This window comes from Pseudomonas sp. C9, assembly GCF_002000165.1.
In the GTDB taxonomy this organism is placed as follows: domain Bacteria; phylum Pseudomonadota; class Gammaproteobacteria; order Pseudomonadales; family Pseudomonadaceae; genus Aquipseudomonas.
In genome coordinates this window covers 288,381-309,770 of the sequence record NZ_MPAK01000002.1, presented here as the reverse complement: position 1 = coordinate 309,770, position 21,390 = coordinate 288,381, and the positions used below count along the sequence as shown (strand labels likewise).

Here is a 21,390-nt window from a genome sequence, read left to right as displayed (position 1 = left end):
GCGTGTTCTGCCAGCGCTATTCCGAAGCCCGAGCCCGCAATCGCCGCCCGATAACATCCAGCACATCGCACCCATCGCGCAACGGGATGGCGCACAGCAAAGCGAAATCACTGAGGATGAACGACTCACACTCGACAGACCCACGCATGGACATGTTTTCCAGCACTTGGGTGACGGCGCGGATTCGGTAGCTGGCGGCTTCGGTTAAAACATCGAGCGGGGCGTGGGTATCGACGAACAGCGTGGGCATTTCGGTGCAGTTGCTGGTGAGTGCCATGAAGCGGCTTTTGGGGTGGGAAATGGGTTTTTCGTAGGGTGGATCGGGTGTCAGCGTTTTCATTTGCAATTTCCATGAGTAAGAAATACAAGCTGCCAAACGCCCCCTCCTACAGGTTTGGGTGGCAGCCATGCGCAGGAGTAGGAGTACCGAGCACTCATGAACCTCGGTCACGCCGAAGCGTGTCCCGCGCACAGCCGCCGCGAACGATTTTATGGGCACACATTAAGTGCCGCAATCAAACGACAGAGCTGTTGCATCATGAGTGAGGGCTCCTACACCCTGCCACCACTTGCGCGGTGACAGCCAAAGACTATCGATGGAGAACATTTCAAACCAGTTCATGAAAGCCGCCACAACTTGAAGGAAACGTCCGACGACCTTGCCCAGAAATTTCGACTGGCCCTACACCCGATCATTCCAGCTCCGCCATCAAGTGCTCCAACAACTCGGCTTTCGGTCCAGCAGGCAGGTCAGGCGTTGCAAGAAACATCTCGACCTTGCGTCGCAACACCCCCTCTGAAAACGCCTCGAACAGGCCCGGATGCTCCTCACTCAGCCACCGCACCAGATTGTTGATCAGGGTCGAAGCATCTTCAGCACCGAGGTGTTGCAGCAGGGATTCAGAAACCTCCCACCATGGAAAAACCTTCGATGTTTGCAACGCACTGCCACCGATATCAACCGACTGCCCATTGATCAAACACCTGCGGATCACCGGCAGCAGTTCCGAGGCACTCACATCAGCCGACTGCAAAATCGGCAGCAAATAACGCCCATCCCAAAAACGGAAAAACACCGATTTCCCATCCGGCAGCTTCACTTGCGTCAGACTGCGCAAATGCTCGACCACCACCTCCAAACTTGCCGAAGACACCGCCAACCACCCCCAATCGCGGGACTCGGTCTCGGCCACCCAATCGAGAAACTGACTGTCCGCGGCGACGATTCCGACATAAGGCATCACCGCTTCCCACTCGGAGTAAATCGTGTCAGCCCAAATCGGCCTCGGCGCTTGAGCATTCAATGAGCGCTGCCAAGCCTTGAACGGCTCAGCCGCGCTGGCGTTGCTGAAAATGGCGAAGATTTGTTCAGTATTGTTAAGCGGATGGGTTTGTAACCAGTTTCCAATGAAATCAACACTCATAAAAATCGCCCCTAATTTCAGCCCACCAACAACCCAAATTATTCAGAGTCATTAACAACCAATCGACCCAACTCAAATATTCATAAATTAGCTCAACAGCGATAAAGTAGAAAAACACAGAACAGAGACTGCAGGAACTAACCTTTATCAACAGTCGCAATCCAACAGGAAAGTTATCGTAATCATCTGCATTCAATTGCCCACGTCTAATTGCTAAAGAGGGAAACGTTAAAACAAACCCGGCAACCCCTAACGCTTCATATCTGGAATGAAAACACTGCCCTTTTATCGGGCTGCGCAACTTCACCGCTTCAGATCGGCTCAGATCGGCTCAGATCGGCTCAGATCGGCTCAGATCGGCTCAGATCGACTCAGATCGACTCAGATCGACTCAGATCGTCGAGTATTTTGTCCATCTTTAAACACGCCAAGTAAAACATCACCGCAATCGATGTAAAGAACAGAAAAGCTACAACAGGCTTTATCCAATTGAGCACTTCTTCAAACGCGTCCGGCCCTGCTGAATAAATCGTATATAAAATTACGAAACCCATTTTTTGCACCAATGAGACAAAATGACTCAATCCAGCCCATGTATTTCCCACCAAAAAAAAGCACAAACATCGCCAGCCCTCCTCCAAGGCCCACCACATAAAGAAATTTCATAAGATTCAAAAGCCAGAGGGGAAAATTCAAATAATCGTTTTCATCCAAGTCCCCACATTTGATTGACTTAGACGGAAACATAAAAAAAAGCCCCCACACTAATCAGCATGAAATAAACACCAAAAACACCGCTCTTCATTACAGACTTACGCAGCAAAACTCCACGAGAATTACTCAAAGACCCAATTATTGTTTTCATTTGAAAGCACGCCAAATAAACTTGACCCACAATAAAAACAAACCCAAGACCAAAAACAACCCACCTGTGACCAAGACAAATAGAACCTCATCGTCATCTGTCATATGTATTTATCATCTTGATAGCGCGTAAAGAGAGAGAGAAAGGTTGAGGCATTATTTTTGCCCCCCCTACTTGAGCCACCCCATGTACTTTCCCAACGCAAAAAGCACAAGCATCATCACGCCGAGGAATAGCGATACCAGATGCATCGCTCGCAACTGAAATTTTATTTTTGACGGGAAATTGTCGTAATCGTACTGACTCAAATCCCCACCTTTTATCGACCTCTTATGAAAACAGAGCATCATGGCTATATTTCCAACTACAAATATTTTGCTAAACACTCCCCCATTTAAAAAAGGCTTTCGCAGTTCAGCGCCATACGAATTCGGCAACGCGGCAAAAATATTCTCAAGCTCAAAAAACACAAGATAGAGCTGAACAAAAAGCACTCCGATTCCCGATGCAATATTGAAAATCGCGAACATGAAATAGATGTCTTCTGCATCTAGCATCACTCGCGCCACTCGTAAATTTTTTCGCCAATTCCTTCACCAATTTCCTCGCCGATAAGGCCACCACCGACTGCGCCGACTCCCGCCATAACAATGGCACAGGCAATTGCACCATATCCGGTCCAAGTGATTGCCACACAAGCAGAGCTAGCCACCTTCGAACCAATCGTGCTTCCAGCCACAGCCCCCACCAGCTTCCCGCTTTCAGTGACTTTGACTTTCTTGCACTCTTGCTCACGCCCAGTCCGACAAACCTCTCTCACTTTTACTCCCGAAGCCGAAGCCCCCAACCCAACCCCAACCCAACCACCCAACTTCATCACTTTCCCAGCTTTACTCACCCCATCAATATGCGTCGCGTACCCCGGAATCCCTCCAGCTGTACCCGCCTTGCTCCAATGGTGCACCAGGCTGCGACTTGATATCCCCAGCGCATTTTTCAGTTTTGGATGATCCGGAATACCCACGCCTTTACGCACCAATGATCCAAGGCTGTTATCCAGCCGCCCCATCAACTTTTTACGCTCGTTAAAGAAATCCGCGCCCTGCAGTTTTCCGTGTTTATCGAAGGTGCGCTTGTGCAGGGTTTCAAGCTCTACAAGGGTCTTTTTCAAGTTGCCCAAGTGCTTACCGAACATCGCTGAACCAACGCCAACACCTGTCGAGCCATGCGAAAGAAAGGATTGAATCTCCCCATGGTGACGCGCCATAAACTCCGCTTCCGCATCACTCAACGGCTCAAGCGCTGCATCAACTTTTTGCGCTGCCTCCATCAGCAACGCTTCTTCACGCGTGCATTGCGTATTGCGCGGATCGCTCAAGACGATCAATTGACCAGGCCTGGCGTATTGAGTGAGCTGCGGATTCAGGCTTCGAAATTTTTCCAGTACTGCCGGGGCCGGCTGTGGAAACAGGATTGATTCGAGCGCAGACCGAGACATCCCCTGCTCGACGATATGAAAGCCCGGCTCAATGCTGGAAGGCGCCGGCCGGGCTGAGGACTTTGGGGAGTGGGTTTGCGTGCTCGGCGTCGGACATACCCCCTCCTTGCAGCGCTCGCACTCCTCGCAAAACGGCGCATCGCTTTTCAGGCTCATGATCTGTGCCGCGCTCAACACTGCTGCCGGTGCGGCGGCGAGTTTCAGCGGTGCATCCAGCGACGCCGTTGCAGCCGCCATCGCCGGCATCAATGCCCCGCCCACCTGAATCGGCACGCTGCTGAAAATCCCCCCAGGGCCAATGTTGATCCACTGCCCACCTGCCTGAATCGTCGCGCTGGCACCACCGTCGATCACCACTTGCTGGCCGGCGCTGACGTGAAATTGCTGGCTCGCGCTAAGCGCCTGGCTGGTCACGCGGATGTGTCGGTCGCCCGCCACCACCAAATGATCATCGAGCTTCACTTCAGCCTGGCGCTGACCGTGGGTGATGCGCTGCTCGTCGGCCTTCATCTCATGGCGAGCCGTGCCGGTGACGACGATGCTGCGCTGGTTATCGACCTGCACCTGCTGATCATTCAATACGTGCTGAGTCCAGTTTCGCTGGGCGCGCAGGTAGATTTCCTCGGCGCCTTTGCGATCCTCGATGCGCAATTCGTTGTAGCCGCCGCCACCCGGACTGCTCTGGCTGCGGAAAATACTTCGGGTCTTGTCGGCGGGCAGGTCCAGCGGCACCGGGGTCGCTGCGTTGGGCAGGCAACCCATCACCAGTGGATTGTCAGCATCGGCGTCAATGAACCCGACCAGCACTTCCATGCCGACGCGCGGGATCAGCACGCTGCCATAACGGTCATGCGCCCAGCCTGTCGCAACGCGCAGCCAACAACTGGAATGCTCGTTAAGTTGACCGTCGCGGTCCCAGGCGAGCTGAACCTTGACCCGCCCGAACTCGTCGCAATGGATTTCGCTGTCGGCCGGGCCGGTGACCACGGCGGGTTGATAGCCAAGCATGCGAGGCTTTTGCGGCCCCAGCGGCGGGCGAAACGAAACGTCCCACGGCGTCGCTAGAAACGTATTGCGATAGCCCTGAAAATCATCCGGGTCATCGCTGGTGGCCGACTCTTCCAGCACTTGCGGCTGGCGGCCGCGATGTTCGATTTCAGTGATCAGCCAGAGGTCGTTCCATGCCTGACGTGGATGCTCGGCGAGGTGCAGGAAATGTCCGCAAACCAGCGCCGAATCGTCGCCTTTACCTTCAGCCTGACGGAAGTCCGCGTTGTGGCGTTCGAGTGCGCGTTGGGTCAGTTGCTTGCCATGTTCGCGATCAATGAATTGGCCGGGAAAGTGGTAGTCCTCCAGCACCGGGCGCTGTTCGCTGTCGAGACGGCTTTCGAGTTGCAGGCGCGGTTTCCGAAAGTCGTAATCGCGACGGGCAACCGCTGTGGTGCGGGTTTCCAGACGCACGTTGAAGCGCTTGATGGCCGGCGCATCCGCCGCCATGCCGCTGCCCGGCAGGTAGAGCGTCGGCTCGGGCAGCCGAGGAAAAACGGTCTGATCATCACCGAACACCAACAGATGCCCGTCGGCGCTGTGCTGGAAGTGGTAGTGAATACCGATCTCCGCACAAAGCCGCTGAATGAACGCCAGATCACTTTCGGCGTACTGCACGCAGTACTCGCGAGGGGCGTATTCACTGCCCAGTTGGAACTCGAAAGCATCGCGCTGGATGCCATGGTCCTTGAGCACCTGCGCGATGATCGCCGGCACGCTTTGGTGCTGGAAGATCCGCTGATTGATGCGCTGTCCGAGGTAAGCCAGTCGTGGAACCAGGCTGATTTGGTAGCCCGTCAGACGTTTCCCGGAGTCGCTTTGGCCGACCCGAAAAATCTGACCGTGGATACCGCTACCTTGCGCATCGAAACTCAGAAACGCCTGACGGTGCAGCAGGCTTTCAAGCTCGATGTCCGGTCGGTCACTGACCAGTTCCAGGTCAAAACGGTAGGGTTGGCTAATGGCTTCCGTGCCCGTGAACTCAAGGACTTTGAGCTCATTCTGGACGCCGTCGAGGGTCAACGTGAAACGCGGTTGATTGGCAGGCGCGAACATCCGATGTGTCTCTGCAGAATGAAGGCGGGCGATTCTGCATGAGCGACAAGGGGTGTTGAGGGAGGGACAAGGAAATCAGGTTTTCCCTACTTTTTAAGAGATTTATCCTTCAAGAATCAGTGCGTTTGGCTACAGACATCTCCCTCAAAACCACCACCAATCCCTGTGGGAGCGAGCTTGCTCGCGATTGCGGTTATTCATTCAACATTGATGTCAACAGACCCGACGCAATCGCGAGCAAGCTCGCTTGTATGTTTAGACTTGAAGGGGTGGGCGGGACTAAAAGCTCGATTCCGACTCTAGCCAGTACGGACCGTGGGAGACTTCTCGTCCCGCCCCTTCTACCCGAAGCGCCGATAAGGAATTCATCGGTAAAACCGACGATAGAGGCAAGCCAGCGCAAGGGTAAACCCCGACAAGCCCTTAAACCCTAGCTCCGAGGATTCGTCATGACAATCCTTACCTCGCCAACGGTAATCTTTTGGGGATGGACTTGCGAGCAAAGGATTCAGGCAAGAAGAACAGCCCTCGCCACCTGTCCAAAAAAGGCGATACGGAGCTGCGGCGCCTGGCTCACAACGCGGCGATGGCGGCTTGTCGGTCTGCCACCTGGAAACCGTACTATGAGTCCTATCTCGTCAGAGGCTTGGCAAAAACCCAAGCCCTGGTGATCCTCGCCCGCAAGCTATGCCGGGTGGCATTCGCTCTCATGAAAAACCAGAGCGAATACCAGCCAAATTTAAGGCTGCAGGGTTCCCCTGCAACATAGAATCTCCCACATTAGAACTTCGATAGCACGAGATCTGCGCCATAAAAAAACGGCCCGCCTCCAAAAGGAAGCGGGCCGTTTTCATGTTCTGCAAAAGGTCAGAGCATCAGCTCATCGCAATCATTTGTTCAGGCGGAAATCTGCCTCGGCAGCAGCGAAACGCTGCAGCATGCCGTGAGTCGGCGTGCCCAGCTTGCTGACGATGTAGATCGCCAGGCTGGCGAAGATGAAACCAGGGATGATTTCGTACAGACCCAGCAGTTCGAAGTGTTTCCAGACGATCACGGTGATCGCGCCCACCAGGATACCGGCCAGTGCGCCGTTGCGAGTCATGTCTTTCCAGATCACGGAGATCAGGACAACCGGACCGAACGCAGCACCGAAACCAGCCCAGGCGTAGCTGACCAGGCCCAGTACACGGTTTTCCGGGTTAGCGGCCAACGCGATGGCGATCAGTGCAACCACCAGCACCATGGCGCGGCCGACCCAGACCAGTTCGAGCTGGGAAGCGGATTTGCGCAGGAAGGTTTTGTAGAAGTCTTCGGTCAGGGCGCTCGAGCACACCAGCAATTGGCAGCTCAGGGTGCTCATGACGGCAGCCAGAATGGCCGACAGCAGCACGCCGGCGATCCATGGGTTGAACAGGATTTTCGCCAGTTCGATAAACACACGCTCGTGGTTTTCAGAAACCGGCATGGCCACGGCAGGGTGCGCCGAGAAGTAGGCAATACCGAAGAAGCCCACAGCCACGGTGCCGCCCAGGCACAGGATCATCCAGGTCATGGAGATGCGACGGGCGTTAGCGATCGACTTGACCGAATCCGCCGCCATGAAACGCGCCAGGATGTGCGGTTGACCGAAGTAGCCCAGGCCCCAGCCCATCAACGAAATAATGCCGATGAAGGTGGTGTTCTTCAGCATGTCGAAGTTGCTTGGGTCCTGCGCTTCGATGGCCAGGAACGTGGTGTCGACGCCACCGGTGGCCAGCAGCACGATGATCGGCGTCAGCAGCAGGGCGAAGATCATCAGCGTGGCTTGTACGGTGTCAGTCCAGCTTACTGCCAGGAAACCGCCAACGAAGGTGTAGGCAATCGTCGCCGCAGCACCGGCCCACAGCGCTGTCTCGTAGGACATGCCGAAGGTGCTTTCGAACAGACGGGCGCCGGCCACGATGCCGGATGCGCAATAGATGGTGAAGAACACCAGAATCACGATCGCGGAGATGATCCGCAGCAGACCGCTTTTATCTTCGAAACGGCTGGCAAAGTAATCCGGCAGGGTCAGGGCATCACCGTTGTGCTCGGTCTGCACACGCAGACGGCCGGCGACGAACAGCCAGTTCAGGTACGCACCGATGATCAGGCCGATGGCGATCCAGCTTTCGGACAGACCAGACATGTAGATGGCGCCCGGCAGGCCCATCAACAACCAGCCGCTCATGTCGGAGGCGCCGGCGGACAATGCAGTCACGACGCTGCCCAGGCTGCGACCGCCCAGAATGTAGTCAGAAAGGTTGTTGGTGGAGCGATAGGCCATCAAGCCGATCAGCACCATTGCTGCGATGTAGATCACGAACGTGATCAGGGTTGGATTGCTTACGCTCATTGAGTTACGCCCTGGCTTTGTTTTTATGTAGCGGCGGTGGGTGAACCGCACGCAAACGACGACGTTTGACAGACGATCCAGGGTCCCGCGCATTTATGACTGATGTTTCCCCAGGAAAGCCATCAGCCGGTGCACCCGTATTTTTACGGGTTGCACCTTGGGGCGCGAATGCTATTCAACAAAGCAAATAAGGTGCAACCCATTTTTTGAGAATAAGTTGCACCTAGTCGGAAATATAATTAAAAGCAGCGCTTTTGCTCCTTTTCGGAGCAAGCACGAACGTCGACCGCTCTAAAAAGCACCAACTGGATGCAGCACTGGCGTACCAGAATTTATTTCCTGACGAGCTGCCTATTATTCCGGCAAAAAAAGGGTTGCACCCGGTTGCACCTCAACAGTTGCACGGCTAATCTTGCCGCCAGCTGATGCCACGCGGTCGTGGCAAACATGAGGATAAAAATATGGCTACCACCACCCTTGGGGTCAAACTTGACGACCCGACACGCGAGCGCCTCAAGGCCGCTGCGTCCTCGATTGATCGCACGCCACACTGGCTGATCAAGCAGGCAATCTTTAATTACCTGGAAAAACTCGAGGGTGGTGCAACCCTGACCGAGCTGAACGGTTTGACCAAGGATTCCGACGATACCGTCGATGCGCCTCTGGATCACGCCCACCAGTGCTTCCTCGAATTCGCCGAAAGCATCCTGCCGCAATCGGTACTGCGCGCCTCGATCACCGCCGCCTACCGTCGCCCCGAGCCGGAAGTGGTGCCGATGCTGATCGAACAGGCTCGCCTGCCGGTCGCCATGGCTGAAGCTACCAACAAGCTCGCTGCCTCGATTGCCGAAAAACTGCGCAACCAGAAGAGTGCCGGTGGCCGTGCCGGCATCGTGCAGGGCCTGCTGCAAGAATTCTCGCTGTCGTCCCAGGAAGGCGTGGCGCTGATGTGCCTGGCCGAAGCGCTGCTGCGCATCCCGGACAAAGGCACTCGCGATGCGCTGATCCGCGACAAGATCAGCACCGGTAACTGGCAGCCGCACCTGGGCAACAGCCCGTCGCTGTTCGTCAACGCCGCCACCTGGGGTCTGTTGCTGACCGGCAAACTGGTCGCCACGCATAACGAAGCCGGCCTGACTTCGTCGCTGAGCCGCATCATTGGCAAGAGTGGCGAGCCGATGATCCGCAAGGGCGTCGACATGGCCATGCGCCTGATGGGCGAGCAGTTCGTCACCGGCGAAACCATCGCCGAAGCCTTGGCCAATGCCAGCAAGTTCGAAGCCAAGGGTTTCCGCTATTCCTATGACATGCTGGGTGAAGCGGCACTCACCGAGCACGATGCCCAGAAGTATCTGGCCTCGTACGAACAAGCCATTCACTCGATCGGCAAAGCGTCCCACGGTCGTGGGATTTATGAAGGCCCGGGCATTTCGATCAAGCTGTCCGCTTTGCACCCGCGTTACAGCCGCGCGCAATACGAGCGCGTGATGGACGAGTTGTACCCGCGCCTGTTGTCGCTGACCTTGCTGGCCAAGCAGTACGACATCGGCCTGAACATCGATGCTGAAGAAGCTGACCGCCTCGAGCTGTCGCTGGATCTGCTGGAGCGCCTGTGCTTCGAGCCGCAACTGACCGGCTGGAACGGCATCGGTTTCGTGATCCAGGCGTACCAGAAGCGTTGCCCGTATGTGATCGACTACGTGATCGACCTGGCTCGCCGCAGCCGTCATCGCCTGATGATCCGTCTGGTAAAAGGCGCGTACTGGGACAGCGAGATCAAACGCGCCCAAGTCGAAGGCCTGGAAGGCTATCCGGTCTACACCCGCAAGGTGTACACCGACGTTTCCTACATCGCTTGCGCCCGCAAACTGCTGTCGGTACCGGAAGTCATCTACCCGCAATTCGCTACGCACAACGCCCACACGCTGTCGGCCATTTATCACATTGCCGGTCAGAACTATTACCCTGGCCAGTACGAGTTCCAGTGCCTGCACGGCATGGGTGAACCGCTGTACGAACAGGTTGTAGGCAAAGTTTCCGAAGGCAAGCTGAACCGTCCGTGCCGCGTGTACGCTCCGGTCGGTACTCACGAAACACTGTTGGCGTACCTGGTACGTCGCCTGCTGGAAAACGGCGCGAACACTTCGTTTGTTAACCGTATCGCCGATCAGTCGATTTCGATTCAGGAGCTGGTGGCCGATCCAGTGGCCAGCATCGAGCAGATGGCCACGCTGGAAGGCGGCTTCGGCTTGCCGCACCCGCGTATCCCGCTGCCGCGTGATCTTTATGGCGCCGAGCGCGCCAACTCCAGCGGCATCGACATGGCCAACGAACATCGCCTGGCCTCCTTGTCCTGCGCGCTGCTGGCCACCGCTCACAACCACTGGAAAGCCGCGCCGATGCTCGGTTGCGCCTCCAGCACTGAAACACCTGCACCGGTGCTGAACCCGTCCGATCTGCGTGACGTGGTTGGCCATGTTCAGGAAGCCACCGTCGATGACGTTGATAACGCGATCCAGTGTGCCCTGAACGCCGCGCCGATCTGGCAGGCCACCCCGCCCGCTGAACGCGCCGCGATTCTGGAACGTGCCGCCGACTTGATGGAAGGCGAAATCCAGCCGCTGATGGGCCTGTTGGCTCGCGAAGCCGGCAAGACGTTCGCCAACGCTATCGCCGAAGTGCGTGAAGCCGTGGACTTCCTGCGTTATTACGCGGTGCAGGCCCGCAACGATTTCACCAACGACGCCCACCGCCCACTGGGTCCAGTGGTGTGCATCAGCCCGTGGAACTTCCCGCTGGCCATCTTCAGTGGTCAAGTGGCTGCTGCGCTGGCCGCCGGTAACCCGGTACTGGCCAAGCCTGCGGAACAAACCCCGCTGGTAGCCGCTCAAGCCGTGCGTTTGCTGCTCGAAGCCGGGATCCCGGAAGGCGTGCTGCAACTGCTGCCGGGCCGTGGCGAAACCGTCGGTGCCGGCCTGGTCGGCGATGATCGCGTCAAAGGCGTGATGTTTACCGGTTCCACCGAAGTCGCTCGTTTGCTGCAACGCAATATTGCCGGTCGCCTGGACAGCCAGGGCCGTCCGATTCCGTTGATCGCCGAAACCGGCGGCCAGAACGCGATGATCGTCGACTCTTCGGCATTGACCGAACAGGTTGTGATTGATGTGGTGTCGTCGGCCTTCGACAGCGCCGGCCAACGTTGCTCGGCACTGCGCGTGCTGTGCTTGCAGGAAGATTCCGCCGACCGTGTCATCGAAATGCTCAAAGGTGCCATGGCTGAATGCCGCCTCGGCAATCCCGAGCGCCTGTCCGTGGACATCGGCCCGGTGATCGACGCCGAAGCCAAGGCCGGCATCGAGAAACACATCCAGGCCATGCGCGACAAAGGTCGCAACGTATACCAGGTGGCCATCGCCAACAGCGAAGAAGTCAAACGCGGCACCTTCGTGATGCCGACCCTGATCGAGCTGGAAAGCTTTGACGAGTTGCAGCGCGAGATCTTCGGCCCGGTACTGCACGTGGTTCGCTACAAGCGCAAAGACATCGATCAACTGATCGGTCAGATCAACGCTTCCGGCTATGGCCTGACGCTGGGCGTGCACACGCGCATCGACGAAACCATCGCCAAGGTGATCGACAACGTCAACGCCGGTAACGTCTACGTGAACCGCAACATCGTCGGTGCCGTGGTCGGCGTGCAGCCATTCGGCGGCGAAGGTTTGTCGGGCACTGGCCCGAAAGCCGGTGGTCCGCTGTACCTGTACCGTTTGCTGTCGACACGTCCTACCGATGCAATCGAACAATCCTTCGCTCGTGGGGACGCTATCGCTGCGCCGGACGTGCGTCTGCGTGATGCCATGAGCAAGCCGCTGACCGCCCTGAAAGCCTGGGCTGACGGCAACAAGTTTGCCGACCTGAGCACCCTGTGCGTGCAGTACGCAGCACAATCGCAAAGCGGGATCACCCGCACACTGGCGGGCCCGACCGGTGAGCGCAACAGCTACGCCATCCTGCCGCGCGAACACGTGCTGTGCCTGGCGGAAGTCGAAGGCGACCTGCTGACTCAACTGGCGGCGGTCCTCGCTGTCGGCGGTTCGGCGGTATGGCCGGAAACTGACCTGAGCAAGGCATTGTTCGCACGCCTGTCGAAGGATGTTCAGGCGCGGATCAAGCTGGTGTCCGACTGGAACAAAGACGAAGTGGTGCTGGATGCGGTTCTGCATCACGGCCATTCCGATCAACTGCGTGCGGTGTGCCAGCAAGTGGCCAAGCGTGCGGGCGCCATTGTCGGTGTTCAGGGCTTGTCTCAGGGCGAAACCAACATTGCACTGGAACGTCTGGTGATTGAGCGTGCGTTGAGCGTTAACACCGCTGCGGCGGGTGGTAATGCGAGCTTGATGACCATCGGCTAAAACCGATAAACCGGGCACCTGCAACGGTGTCCGGTTTAGCAATAATCCCTGTGGGAGCGGGCTTGCCCGCGATTGCGATGTATCAGTCACCATTGATATTGACTGATCTGCCGCCATCGCGGGCAAGCCCGCTCTCACAGTGGTTTTTGGCGCCAGCCCAATCGCTGTACTACTCAAACATCACCAGCATCAATCATCCTGTTCAGCCTTTATCAGCAAGCCTAGACTCGGCCCATCCCAATAAAAGGTAGGCCGCCATGTCCGAGACGTTGCTCAGTTCCCGCAATCTGGCTTTCGAGCTGTATGAAGTCCTCGATGCCGAGGGCCTGACTCAGCGTGAGCGTTTCGCCGAACACAATCGCGAAACCTTCGATGCCGCCATTGGCACCGCCCGCAGCATCGCCGAAAAGTTTTTCGCCCCGCACAACCGCAAGGGCGACGAAAACGAGCCTCGTTATGAGGACGGTCAAGCGATTCTGATTCCTGAGGTGAAACCCGCCGTCGACGCCTTCCTCGAAGCCGGTTTCCTCAACGCCGCGCGCAGTTTCGACGCCGGCGGCATGCAGCTGCCTACCTTGCTGTCCCAGGCCTGCTTCGCGCACTTCCAATCGGCCAACGCGGCGTCGACCTCGTACCCGTTCTTGACCATGGGCGCGGCGAACCTGATCGAAAGTTTCGGCACCGAGGAGCAGAAGCGCCGCTTCCTCCAACCGATGATCGATGGCCGCTTCTTCGGCACTATGGCCCTGACCGAACCGCATGCGGGCTCGTCACTGTCGGATATTCGTACCCGCGCCGAACCTGCGCCTGATGGCACCTATCGACTCAAGGGCAACAAGATCTTCATCTCCGGCGGCGATCACCCGTTGTCAGAAAACATCGTGCACATGGTGCTGGCCAAGCTGCCGGACGCACCGGCCGGGGTGAAGGGCATTTCGCTGTTTATCGTGCCCAAGTTCCTGGTCAACGATGACGGCAGCCTCGGCAAGCGCAACGACGTGTTGCTGGCCGGTCTGTTCCACAAGATGGGCTGGCGCGGCACCACCTCCACCGCATTGAATTTCGGCGATAACGGTGACTGTGTCGGCTACCTGGTGGGCAAGCCGCACCAGGGTTTGAGCTACATGTTCCAGATGATGAACGAAGCGCGGATTGGCGTCGGCATGGGCGCGGTGATGCTTGGTTACGCCGGGTATCTGTATTCGCTGGAGTATGCCCGCGAGCGTCCGCAAGGTCGCGTGCCGGACAACAAAGACCCGACCACCGCACCCGTGGCGATCATTGCCCACGCCGACGTCCGGCGCATGCTGCTGACGCAGAAGGCCTACGTCGAAGGCTCGTTCGACCTGGGGTTGTACGCCGCGCGATTGTTCGACGACACCACCACGCTCGAGACGGAAGCCGAGCGCAAGCAGGCCCATGAGCTGCTGGATTTGCTGACGCCTATCGTCAAATCCTGGCCGTCGGAGTTTTGCCTGAAGGCCAACGAACTGGCGATCCAGATTCTCGGCGGCCACGGCTATACCCGTGAATACCCGGTGGAACAGTACTACCGAGACAACCGCCTGAACCCGATTCACGAAGGCACTCACGGCATTCAGTCGCTGGATTTGCTGGGGCGCAAACTGGCGCAGAACGGTGGCGCCGGGCTCAAGCAATTGATCCGCTTGATTGCCGACACCGCCGAGCGCGCGCAGGCGTTTGAATCGCTTACCGCGCTGCGTGAGCCGCTGGAAAAACTGGTGGCGCGCCTGCAAACCGTGACCATCGGCCTGCTGACCGACCTGGCTCAAGGCAAGGTCAACAGCAGCCTGGCAAACTCGGCGCTGTACCTGAAAGTGTTTGGGCACACGGTGATTGGCTGGCGCTGGCTGGAACAGGCGATCCGCGCCGAGGAAGGCTTGGCCAAGGGCAACGCAGCGGATGTCAGCTTCTATAAAGGCAAGCTGCAAGCGGCGCGGTACTTCCTGACCTGGGAAGTACCGGGTTGCCACCATGAGTTGGCGTTGCTTGAGGCGCGGGATGATGTGTGCCTGGGCATGCAGGATGAGTGGTTTTAACCGGAGGCTGGTTGTGTTGCTGAAATCCATTCGCGGGCAAGCCCGCTCCCACAGGGTCAGCGTTGAAACAGAATCTTGTGTCATACGCTAAAACCTGTGGGAGCGGGCTTGCCCGCGAAGGCGTCAGTGCAGGCGATACATTTGTCAGCTGAGCCTGAACCCACCCATCTGCCGTGCCAGATCATCCGCCAGGCGCTGCAGCGTCTGACAGTCTTCACGGCACGCCCTGACTTCCCCGGCGGTCGCGCGAGCCAAATCAGAAATCCCCTGCACGTTGCGGTTGATCTCTTCGGTCACCGCCGACTGCTCTTCCGTGGCAGTCGCCACCTGATGGTTCATGTCGCTGATGCGCTCCACCTGTCCGGTGATCGCCGTCAACGACGCCCCGGTGCGCTGGCTCGATTCAACGCCCGTACCGGTTGCCGCTTGCCCGGAATGCATCGATGACACCGCGTTTTCGGCGCCCTGTTTGAGGCTGCCGATCATCTGCTGAATTTCATCGGTGGAGGCCTGAGTGCGCCGCGCCAATGTGCGCACTTCATCCGCCACCACTGCAAATCCGCGGCCCATGTCACCGGCTCGCGCCGCTTCGATGGCGGCGTTAAGCGCGAGCAAATTGGTCTGTTCGGATATCCCGCGAATCACCGCCAGCACTTGATCGATAGACGCGACCTGATGGGCCAACTCGCCCACCGCGCCGGCAGCAATGCCGATTTCATCGGACATGCTTTCTATATGCCGGATAGACCCGCCGACCACTTCCCGCGCCTGCATCGCTTCGTCATGGGCATTTTGTGAGGCGACGGCGGCATTGCCAGCGTTCTGGGCAATTTCCTGCACGGTCAGGCCCATTTCATGGACGGCGGTGGCGACCATGTCAGTCATTTCCTGCTGGCGCCCGGAACGTTCGGCGGTGTTGTCCACCACCCGCGCCACCTGCCCGACCGCAGTGCGCAGACGCTCGCTGGTGGTCAGCACTTCACCGATCATGTCGCGCTGACTGTCGAGAAAGCGATTGAAGCCGCGCGCCAGATCACCCAGCTCATCCGCGCGGCTGGCATCCAGCCGGTGGGTCAAATCTCCACCACCGCTACCGATGGCTACCAGTGCCGCTGTTACCTGACGAATCGGCCGCACCAGCCCACGGGCCAGCAACACCACCAGCAACAGGCACACCAGCGCCACTGCCAGGCCGATGCCACTGCTCATCCACATGGCGCGGCGAGCTTCAGCGTAAATCTGCGATTGCGGCACTTCGGCCACCAGGGTCCAGCCCAGATCCCGCAGCGGCAGGCTTAAAGCGAGAAAGTCTTCGCCGTCCCGGGTAAAGCTGTTGGTTGTGGCGTTTTTTTGACCAATGACGGCTTGCGCTGCTGACTCGCCAATCTGCTCAGCCAGCGTGCGTTTGCCGCTGAATTGCGCTTCAGGATGGACCTGGATCAAACCGTCGGAACGCACGAGATAGACCTTGCCGCGCTCACCAAAACTGAAATTGTGAATCAGCTCCGACAGCTCTTTCATGCTCAGGCCAAGCCCGGCAACGCCCACGACTTTACCGGCCTGCTCGACTTTGAAGTCGATGAAAAGCGCCAATTCTCCGGTCGCCGTGTCGTTATCGATATTGAGGGTGCGCGGCTGGTTGCTGTCGAGAAATGAGTAGAACCAGGCGTCTTTCGGATTGGAACGGCTGAGGGTCCGATCCAGGCCTTTTTCGGTGAAGTAATGGTTGGAGGCGGTGCCGACAATAATTGCGGTAAAGGCTTTGTGCTCGGCGCGAATCCCTTCGAGATAGGTCGTAAACGTGCCGGCCTGGGCACTGTCTTCACCCCCGGCCAGCCAGCCGCGCACCATGCTGTTGCTGGCGATGTCCTTGGCGGCGGTAAGGGGCTGGACGAGGATGCGCTCGATGTCGTTGCGCATCGCTTCGATGCTCGACGGCAAGGCTTGCTCGACCAGATAGTTCTGGGCCAGTCGATTGACCACCAGGGTATAGATGCCCACTACGATCAGAATACTGACCAGCAACGCGCTGCCCATACTCAGGATCAATTGCCATTGAATACTGCGTCGCCAGAACTGCATGGAGCACCCCCAAAGAATAAGAGGCTGAAACACTGCAACAGCCGTGCCGATTGTATACAACGCAAACGACAATTTATTCTTTGGTTGTGCGCAAAGCCGATCAGGCCTGATTGATCGTCTTGGAAATCACTTCAACCGTGGCGCTGACTTGCTCTTGGTAACGGTCGAGTTCCTGCTTGTGCTGCTTTTTCATTTCGATCTGCTGCGAGCACAGATTCATGGCGGCCAGTACCAACAGGCGGTCACCGATCAGCGTCGGGTACTTTCTTTTGGTGTCGGCCAAAGCAGCCTTCAACATCATTGCGGCGTCCAGCAGGGTTTGCTCTTCCCCGGCCGGCGCCTTGATCGAATAGTCCTCCCCCAGGATCGAGACGACTTTTACCCCTGCGGCGCCCACACTCATGCGCTGACTGGGCCAGCGCTGACGCGCTCAACCAGGGCCTGGATGCGTGCGGCGGTGGCGCCTTGTTTCTCTTCCTGTTCCATCAGGCTCAACTGCAGGCTTTCGTTTTCATCCTTGGCCTGAGCCAGTTCCGCGCTCAGGGTCTGGTTGGTGCCCAGCAGTGCCTGGTTCTGTTGCACCAGGTCGTTTACCAGCTGTTCCAATTGGCTTAGGGATGCTTCCAACATTTTGATTTTCCGAGCATTTTCAAAGGGCGCGTACGATAAAGAAAAGTCACCACAGATGCCAGGGTTATTCAGGCGCAAGGCCTTGATTTTCCTGGCGGGCGACCTTCCTCGCGAGCAGTAGAGACTGTGATTGGCGGATGTGGTTCCTGCACTTCGTCAATCAAGGCCTTTGTGCGACAAAAACGCGCAGGGACTCAAGACTTTAGTCGCATGACCGATAAGTCACTCATACGTCAGCTTCAGCGCCGCACGGGCGCGCTCATTTCGGTAAACGCCATGTCCCTTCGTAATATGAATATCGCGCCACGGGCGTTCCTCGGTTTTGCCTTGATTGGCGGCTTGATGCTGATCCTGGGTGTGTTCGCCTTGAACCAGATGAGCAAGATTCGTGGCGCCGCCGAGGACATCACGTCCAGCAGCGTACCGAGCATCAAAAGCCTCGACGAATTCACTCAACTGACCCTGCGCCTGCGCGTGTTGTCGTACCGCTTGCTGGTCAATCGCGAGCCGGACGTCCAGCAGAAAACCATGGAGTTGCTGGAAACCCGCAATCAGCAGATCCGTACCGCCCAGTCGACGTACGAAAAGCTCATCAGCAGCCCGCAGGAGCGTGCCGCCTACGATCAATATGTGCAGTTGCTCGGCCAGTACCGCCAGATCGAAGACCGCATGAAGAGCCTGTCGCGCAACAATCAGGTGGATGAACTGCGCACCTTGCTCAACACCGATTTGCTGACCAACTCCGAAGCAGTCAACACCGTGCTCAACCGTTTGCTGGAGATCAACACCCAGCAAACCGTCGACACCAACCAGCAAGCGGCCGACCAGTACGACTCGGCCTTCACCCTGGTGATTACATTGCTGGTCTTCGCCACTGGCCTGACTGTGCTGTTCGCCTGGCTGCTGACCCACAGCATCACCAAGCCGATCGCCAATGCCCTGAGCGCGGCCGAAGGCATTGCCGAAGGCAATCTGACTCGCCCGATCACGGTCGACGGCGAAGACGAAGCCGGCCGTTTGCTGGCCGCCATGGCGAAGATGCAAGACAAGCTGCGCGACACCCTGCAGCGGATTTCCGGCTCGGCCACTCAACTGGCGTCGGCCGCTGAAGAACTCAACAGTGTGACTGACGAAAGCGCTCGCGGCCTGACCCAGCAGAACAACGAAATCGAGCAGGCGGCCACCGCGGTCAACGAAATGACCAGTGCCGTGGAAGAAGTGGCACGCAACGCGGTGAGCACCTCCGAAGCCTCGAAAAACGCCACCACTTCGGCGGGTGACGGCCGTGACCTGGTGCAGGAAACCGTCAGCGCCATCGAACGCATGAGCGCCGATGTGCAGAGCACCGCGACGCTGATCGGCGACCTGGCCAACGAATCCCGCGACATAGGCAAAGTGCTGGACGTGATTCGGGGCCTGGCGGACCAGACCAACCTGCTGGCCCTGAACGCGGCCATCGAAGCGGCACGCGCCGGTGAGGCCGGGCGTGGTTTCGCGGTGGTTGCGGATGAAGTTCGTGCCCTGGCGCATCGCACCCAGCAGTCGACCAGCGAGATCGAACGCATGATCGGCAGCATCCAGAGCGGCACCGAACACGCCGTGGATTCGATGCGTAACAGCACCGAGCGCGCCGAGTCGACGTTGAATATTGCTCGCGGTGCCGGTCTGTCGCTGGACACCATTAACAGTGCGATCGTCGAAATCAACGAACGCAACCTGGTCATCGCCAGCGCCGCTGAAGAACAGGCGCAAGTGGCCCGCGAAGTGGACCGCAACCTGGTGAACATCCGTGATTTGTCGGTGCAGTCGGCGACCGGGGCCAACCAGACGAGCGCGGCAAGTAATGAGCTGTCACGATTGGCGCTGGACCTGAACAACATGGTTGGACGGTTTAGCCTGTAACAGCCAATACACCGCTCCTTGTAGCAGCTGGCGCAGCCTGCGTTCGGCTGCGAAGCAGTCGTGATTCTGGCTACCGGATCTGCCAGACAGACCACGAATGACCATTTGACGACTGCTGCGCAGCCGAACGCAGGCTGCGCCAGCTGCTACAGGGTTAGTCTTGCCATCGCGGCGTACCCATGCAAAAACCTTTTTGACAGCATCACATTTCAACAGGTTAGAATCGCTGGCACGCAGACTGCATGGTCAGTTTGCGCCCGCCTTTCCGTCTCTGGAGTACTGCCTTTGAATGCAATCACCATCAACAGCCTGTTTCTGATCGGCGCGTTGCTGGTAGGTGCGAGCATTCTGGTGAGTTCACTTTCGTCCCGCCTCGGCATCCCGATTCTGGTGATTATCCTGGCCGTGGGCATGGCCGCCGGTGTCGACGGTGGCGGCATTATTTTTGATAACTACCCCACGGCTTATCTAGTCGGCAACCTCGCGCTGGCGGTGATCCTGCTCGACGGTGGCTTGCGCACCCGGGTCGCGAGTTTCCGGGTGGCGCTATGGCCGGCGCTGTCGCTGGCCACCGTCGGGGTGTTGATAACAACGGCATTGACCGGCATGGTGGCCGCCTGGCTGTTCAACTTGAGCATCATTCAGGGCCTGCTGATCGGCGCGATTGTCGGCTCGACCGATGCCGCGGCGGTGTTCTCGCTGCTGGGTGGCAAAGGCCTGAACGAGCGGGTCACCGCCAGCCTCGAAATCGAATCCGGCAGCAACGACCCGATGGCGGTGTTCCTCACCGTGACCCTGATCGACATGCTCGCCAGCGGTGAGACCGGCCTGCACTGGAGCCTGCTGGCGCACTTCGTGCGCGAGTTCGGTATCGGTGCCGTCGTCGGCCTCAGCGGCGGCTGGCTGATGCTGCAACTGGTCAACCGCATCAACCTGGCCAACGGTCTTTATCCAATTCTGGTGATTGCCGGTGGCCTGGTCGTGTTTGCCCTGACTAACGCCCTGCATGGCAGCGGCTTCCTCGCGGTTTATCTGTGTGGCCTGGTCATCGGCAACCGCCCGGTGCGCAGCCGGCACGGCATTTTGCACATGCTCGACGGTATGGCATGGCTGGCACAGATCGGCATGTTCCTGGTGTTGGGGCTGCTGGTCACACCGCATGATCTGCTGCCAATCGCCCTGCCCGCCCTGGGTCTGGCGCTGTGGATGATTCTGTTCGCCCGGCCGCTGTCGGTGCTGGTCGGTTTGCTGCCGTTCAAGGCGTTCCATGGTCGCGAAAAGGCGTTTATTTCCTGGGTTGGCTTGCGCGGCGCGGTCCCGATCATTCTGGCGGTGTTCCCGCTGATGGCCGGCCTGCCCAACGCCCAGCTCTATTTCAATCTGGCCTTCTTTATCGTGCTGGTGTCACTGCTGGTGCAGGGCACGAGCCTGCCGTGGATTGCCAAGCTGCTGAAAGTGACGGTGCCACCAGAGCCCGCACCGATCTCGCGCTCAGCTCTGGAAGTGCATGTCACCAGCGAGTGGGAGCTGTTCATTTATCGCCTCGGCGCCGAGAAATGGTGCATCGGCTCGCCCCTGCGTGAACTGAAAATGCCCGAAGGCACGCGGATCGCGGCCCTGTTTCGTGGCCAGCAATTGCTCCATCCGTCGGGTAGTACGGTGCTCGAAGTCGACGATTTGCTCTGTGTAATCGGCCATGAACACAACCTGCCGGCCCTCGGAAAACTCTTCAGCCAGGCGCCGCAGCGAGGTCTGGATTTGCGCTTCTTCGGCGACTTCGTCCTCGAAGGAGATGCCCAACTGGGCGCGGTTGCGGCGCTGTACGGGTTGAAAGTCGAAGGCATCGATCCGGGCATGTCGCTCGGCCACTTCATCGCCCAGAAAGTGGGGGGCGCGCCTGTCGTCGGTGACCAGGTGGAGTGGAACAACACCATTTGGACCGTCGCGGTCATGGAAGGGAACAAGATCGGCAAAGTGGGCGTCAGATTCCCCGAAGGAAGTCGCCCCGGTCCGGGACTCTTCCTCTAAACTCCACTCTTC

The 21,390-nt window shown here is 58.1% G+C and carries 12 protein-coding genes and 4 pseudogenes; 6 read left to right on the top strand and 10 right to left on the bottom strand.

The genetic code is table 11. The features are described from left to right. Window positions 1–16: 16 nt before the first annotated feature. The 5 genes and pseudogenes from BMS17_RS28335 to BMS17_RS28315 form a co-directional block, all read right to left on the bottom strand. On the bottom strand, window positions 17–340 hold the full coding sequence (locus BMS17_RS28335) for a hypothetical protein (protein ID WP_077432341.1): 324 nt from the start codon (window positions 338–340) through the stop codon (window positions 17–19). 352 nt (window positions 341–692) lie between these two features. Beyond that, window positions 693–1,424, bottom strand: coding sequence for a DUF4123 domain-containing protein (locus tag BMS17_RS28330; RefSeq protein ID WP_046028310.1), 732 nt, complete (start codon window positions 1,422–1,424; stop codon window positions 693–695). A gap of 501 nt (window positions 1,425–1,925) precedes the next feature. Beyond that, window positions 1,926–2,138, bottom strand: a complete 213-nt coding sequence (locus tag BMS17_RS30245) for a hypothetical protein (protein WP_139348154.1) — start codon at window positions 2,136–2,138, stop codon at window positions 1,926–1,928. Window positions 2,139–2,459: 321 nt separating this feature from the next. Further along, window positions 2,460–2,846 carry a hypothetical protein gene (locus tag BMS17_RS28320; RefSeq protein WP_046028308.1) on the bottom strand — a complete coding sequence of 129 codons (387 nt, stop codon included), beginning with the start codon at window positions 2,844–2,846 and terminating at the stop codon, window positions 2,460–2,462. Window positions 2,847–3,880: 1,034 nt separating this feature from the next. Beyond that, window positions 3,881–5,890: pseudogene (locus BMS17_RS28315) on the bottom strand (type VI secretion system tip protein VgrG); the annotation flags it as partial. A gap of 481 nt (window positions 5,891–6,371) precedes the next feature. On the opposite strand from BMS17_RS28315, the pseudogene BMS17_RS28305 reads away from it, so the two are divergent. Next, window positions 6,372–6,659: pseudogene (locus BMS17_RS28305) on the top strand (transposase); the annotation flags it as partial. Window positions 6,660–6,779: 120 nt separating this feature from the next. Here BMS17_RS28305 and putP read toward each other — a convergent pair. Then, the gene (gene putP / locus BMS17_RS28300) at window positions 6,780–8,264 is read right to left on the bottom strand and encodes a sodium/proline symporter PutP (protein ID WP_046031125.1); all 1,485 of its coding nucleotides are present in this window, start codon (window positions 8,262–8,264) and stop codon (window positions 6,780–6,782) included. Between the two features lie 461 nt (window positions 8,265–8,725). Between putP and putA the strand changes: the two genes are divergently transcribed. After that, window positions 8,726–12,676 (top strand): trifunctional transcriptional regulator/proline dehydrogenase/L-glutamate gamma-semialdehyde dehydrogenase, encoded by a 3,951-nt coding sequence (gene putA / locus BMS17_RS28295; protein ID WP_077432338.1) that lies wholly within the window; start codon window positions 8,726–8,728, stop codon window positions 12,674–12,676. 257 nt (window positions 12,677–12,933) lie between these two features. Further along, window positions 12,934–14,736 (top strand): acyl-CoA dehydrogenase, encoded by a 1,803-nt coding sequence (locus BMS17_RS28290; RefSeq protein ID WP_046031127.1) that lies wholly within the window; start codon window positions 12,934–12,936, stop codon window positions 14,734–14,736. A gap of 144 nt (window positions 14,737–14,880) precedes the next feature. Here the strand turns inward: BMS17_RS28290 and BMS17_RS31160 are convergent, their stop codons facing one another. The 4 genes and pseudogenes from BMS17_RS31160 to BMS17_RS28275 form a co-directional block, all read right to left on the bottom strand. Beyond that, window positions 14,881–15,612, bottom strand: coding sequence for a methyl-accepting chemotaxis protein (locus BMS17_RS31160; protein ID WP_371916748.1), 732 nt, complete (start codon window positions 15,610–15,612; stop codon window positions 14,881–14,883). A 132-nt stretch (window positions 15,613–15,744) separates the two neighbouring features. After that, window positions 15,745–16,773, bottom strand: a pseudogene (locus BMS17_RS31155) (cache domain-containing protein); the annotation flags it as partial. Window positions 16,774–16,918: 145 nt separating this feature from the next. Continuing rightward, window positions 16,919–17,221: a cell division protein ZapA gene (locus BMS17_RS28280; RefSeq protein ID WP_046031129.1), complete on the bottom strand. Its 303-nt coding sequence runs from the start codon at window positions 17,219–17,221 to the stop codon at window positions 16,919–16,921. Continuing rightward, window positions 17,218–17,448, bottom strand: a complete 231-nt coding sequence (locus tag BMS17_RS28275) for a hypothetical protein (protein ID WP_027922060.1) — start codon at window positions 17,446–17,448, stop codon at window positions 17,218–17,220. Before BMS17_RS28275 ends, BMS17_RS28280 begins: the two co-directional genes overlap by 4 nt. A gap of 210 nt (window positions 17,449–17,658) precedes the next feature. Between BMS17_RS28275 and BMS17_RS31150 the strand changes: the two are divergent. From BMS17_RS31150 to BMS17_RS28265, 3 genes and pseudogenes are all read left to right on the top strand, one after another. After that, window positions 17,659–18,495, top strand: a pseudogene (locus tag BMS17_RS31150) (MCP four helix bundle domain-containing protein); the annotation flags it as partial. Continuing rightward, window positions 18,478–19,350 (top strand): methyl-accepting chemotaxis protein, encoded by an 873-nt coding sequence (locus BMS17_RS31145; RefSeq protein ID WP_371916747.1) that lies wholly within the window; start codon window positions 18,478–18,480, stop codon window positions 19,348–19,350. The pseudogene BMS17_RS31150 and the gene BMS17_RS31145, both read left to right, overlap by 18 nt. A gap of 285 nt (window positions 19,351–19,635) precedes the next feature. Next, window positions 19,636–21,378 carry a potassium/proton antiporter gene (locus tag BMS17_RS28265; protein WP_046031130.1) on the top strand — a complete coding sequence of 581 codons (1,743 nt, stop codon included), beginning with the start codon at window positions 19,636–19,638 and terminating at the stop codon, window positions 21,376–21,378. Window positions 21,379–21,390 lie beyond the last annotated feature (12 nt).

Excerpts from the sequence above, each read along its gene's own strand:
- BMS17_RS28335 (WP_077432341.1), bottom strand. The coding sequence starts at position 340 with ATGAAAACGCTGACACCCGATCCACCCTACGAAAAACCCATTTCCCAC.
- BMS17_RS28330 (WP_046028310.1), bottom strand. The coding sequence starts at position 1,424 with ATGAGTGTTGATTTCATTGGAAACTGGTTACAAACCCATCCGCTTAAC.
- BMS17_RS28320 (WP_046028308.1), bottom strand. The coding sequence starts at position 2,846 with ATGCTAGATGCAGAAGACATCTATTTCATGTTCGCGATTTTCAATATT.
- putP (WP_046031125.1), bottom strand. The coding sequence starts at position 8,264 with ATGAGCGTAAGCAATCCAACCCTGATCACGTTCGTGATCTACATCGCA.
- putA (WP_077432338.1), top strand. The coding sequence starts at position 8,726 with ATGGCTACCACCACCCTTGGGGTCAAACTTGACGACCCGACACGCGAG.
- BMS17_RS28290 (WP_046031127.1), top strand. The coding sequence starts at position 12,934 with ATGTCCGAGACGTTGCTCAGTTCCCGCAATCTGGCTTTCGAGCTGTAT.
- BMS17_RS31160 (WP_371916748.1), bottom strand. The coding sequence starts at position 15,612 with ATGGTCGCCACCGCCGTCCATGAAATGGGCCTGACCGTGCAGGAAATT.
- BMS17_RS28280 (WP_046031129.1), bottom strand. The coding sequence starts at position 17,221 with ATGAGTGTGGGCGCCGCAGGGGTAAAAGTCGTCTCGATCCTGGGGGAG.
- BMS17_RS28275 (WP_027922060.1), bottom strand. The coding sequence starts at position 17,448 with ATGTTGGAAGCATCCCTAAGCCAATTGGAACAGCTGGTAAACGACCTG.
- BMS17_RS31145 (WP_371916747.1), top strand. The coding sequence starts at position 18,478 with ATGGCGAAGATGCAAGACAAGCTGCGCGACACCCTGCAGCGGATTTCC.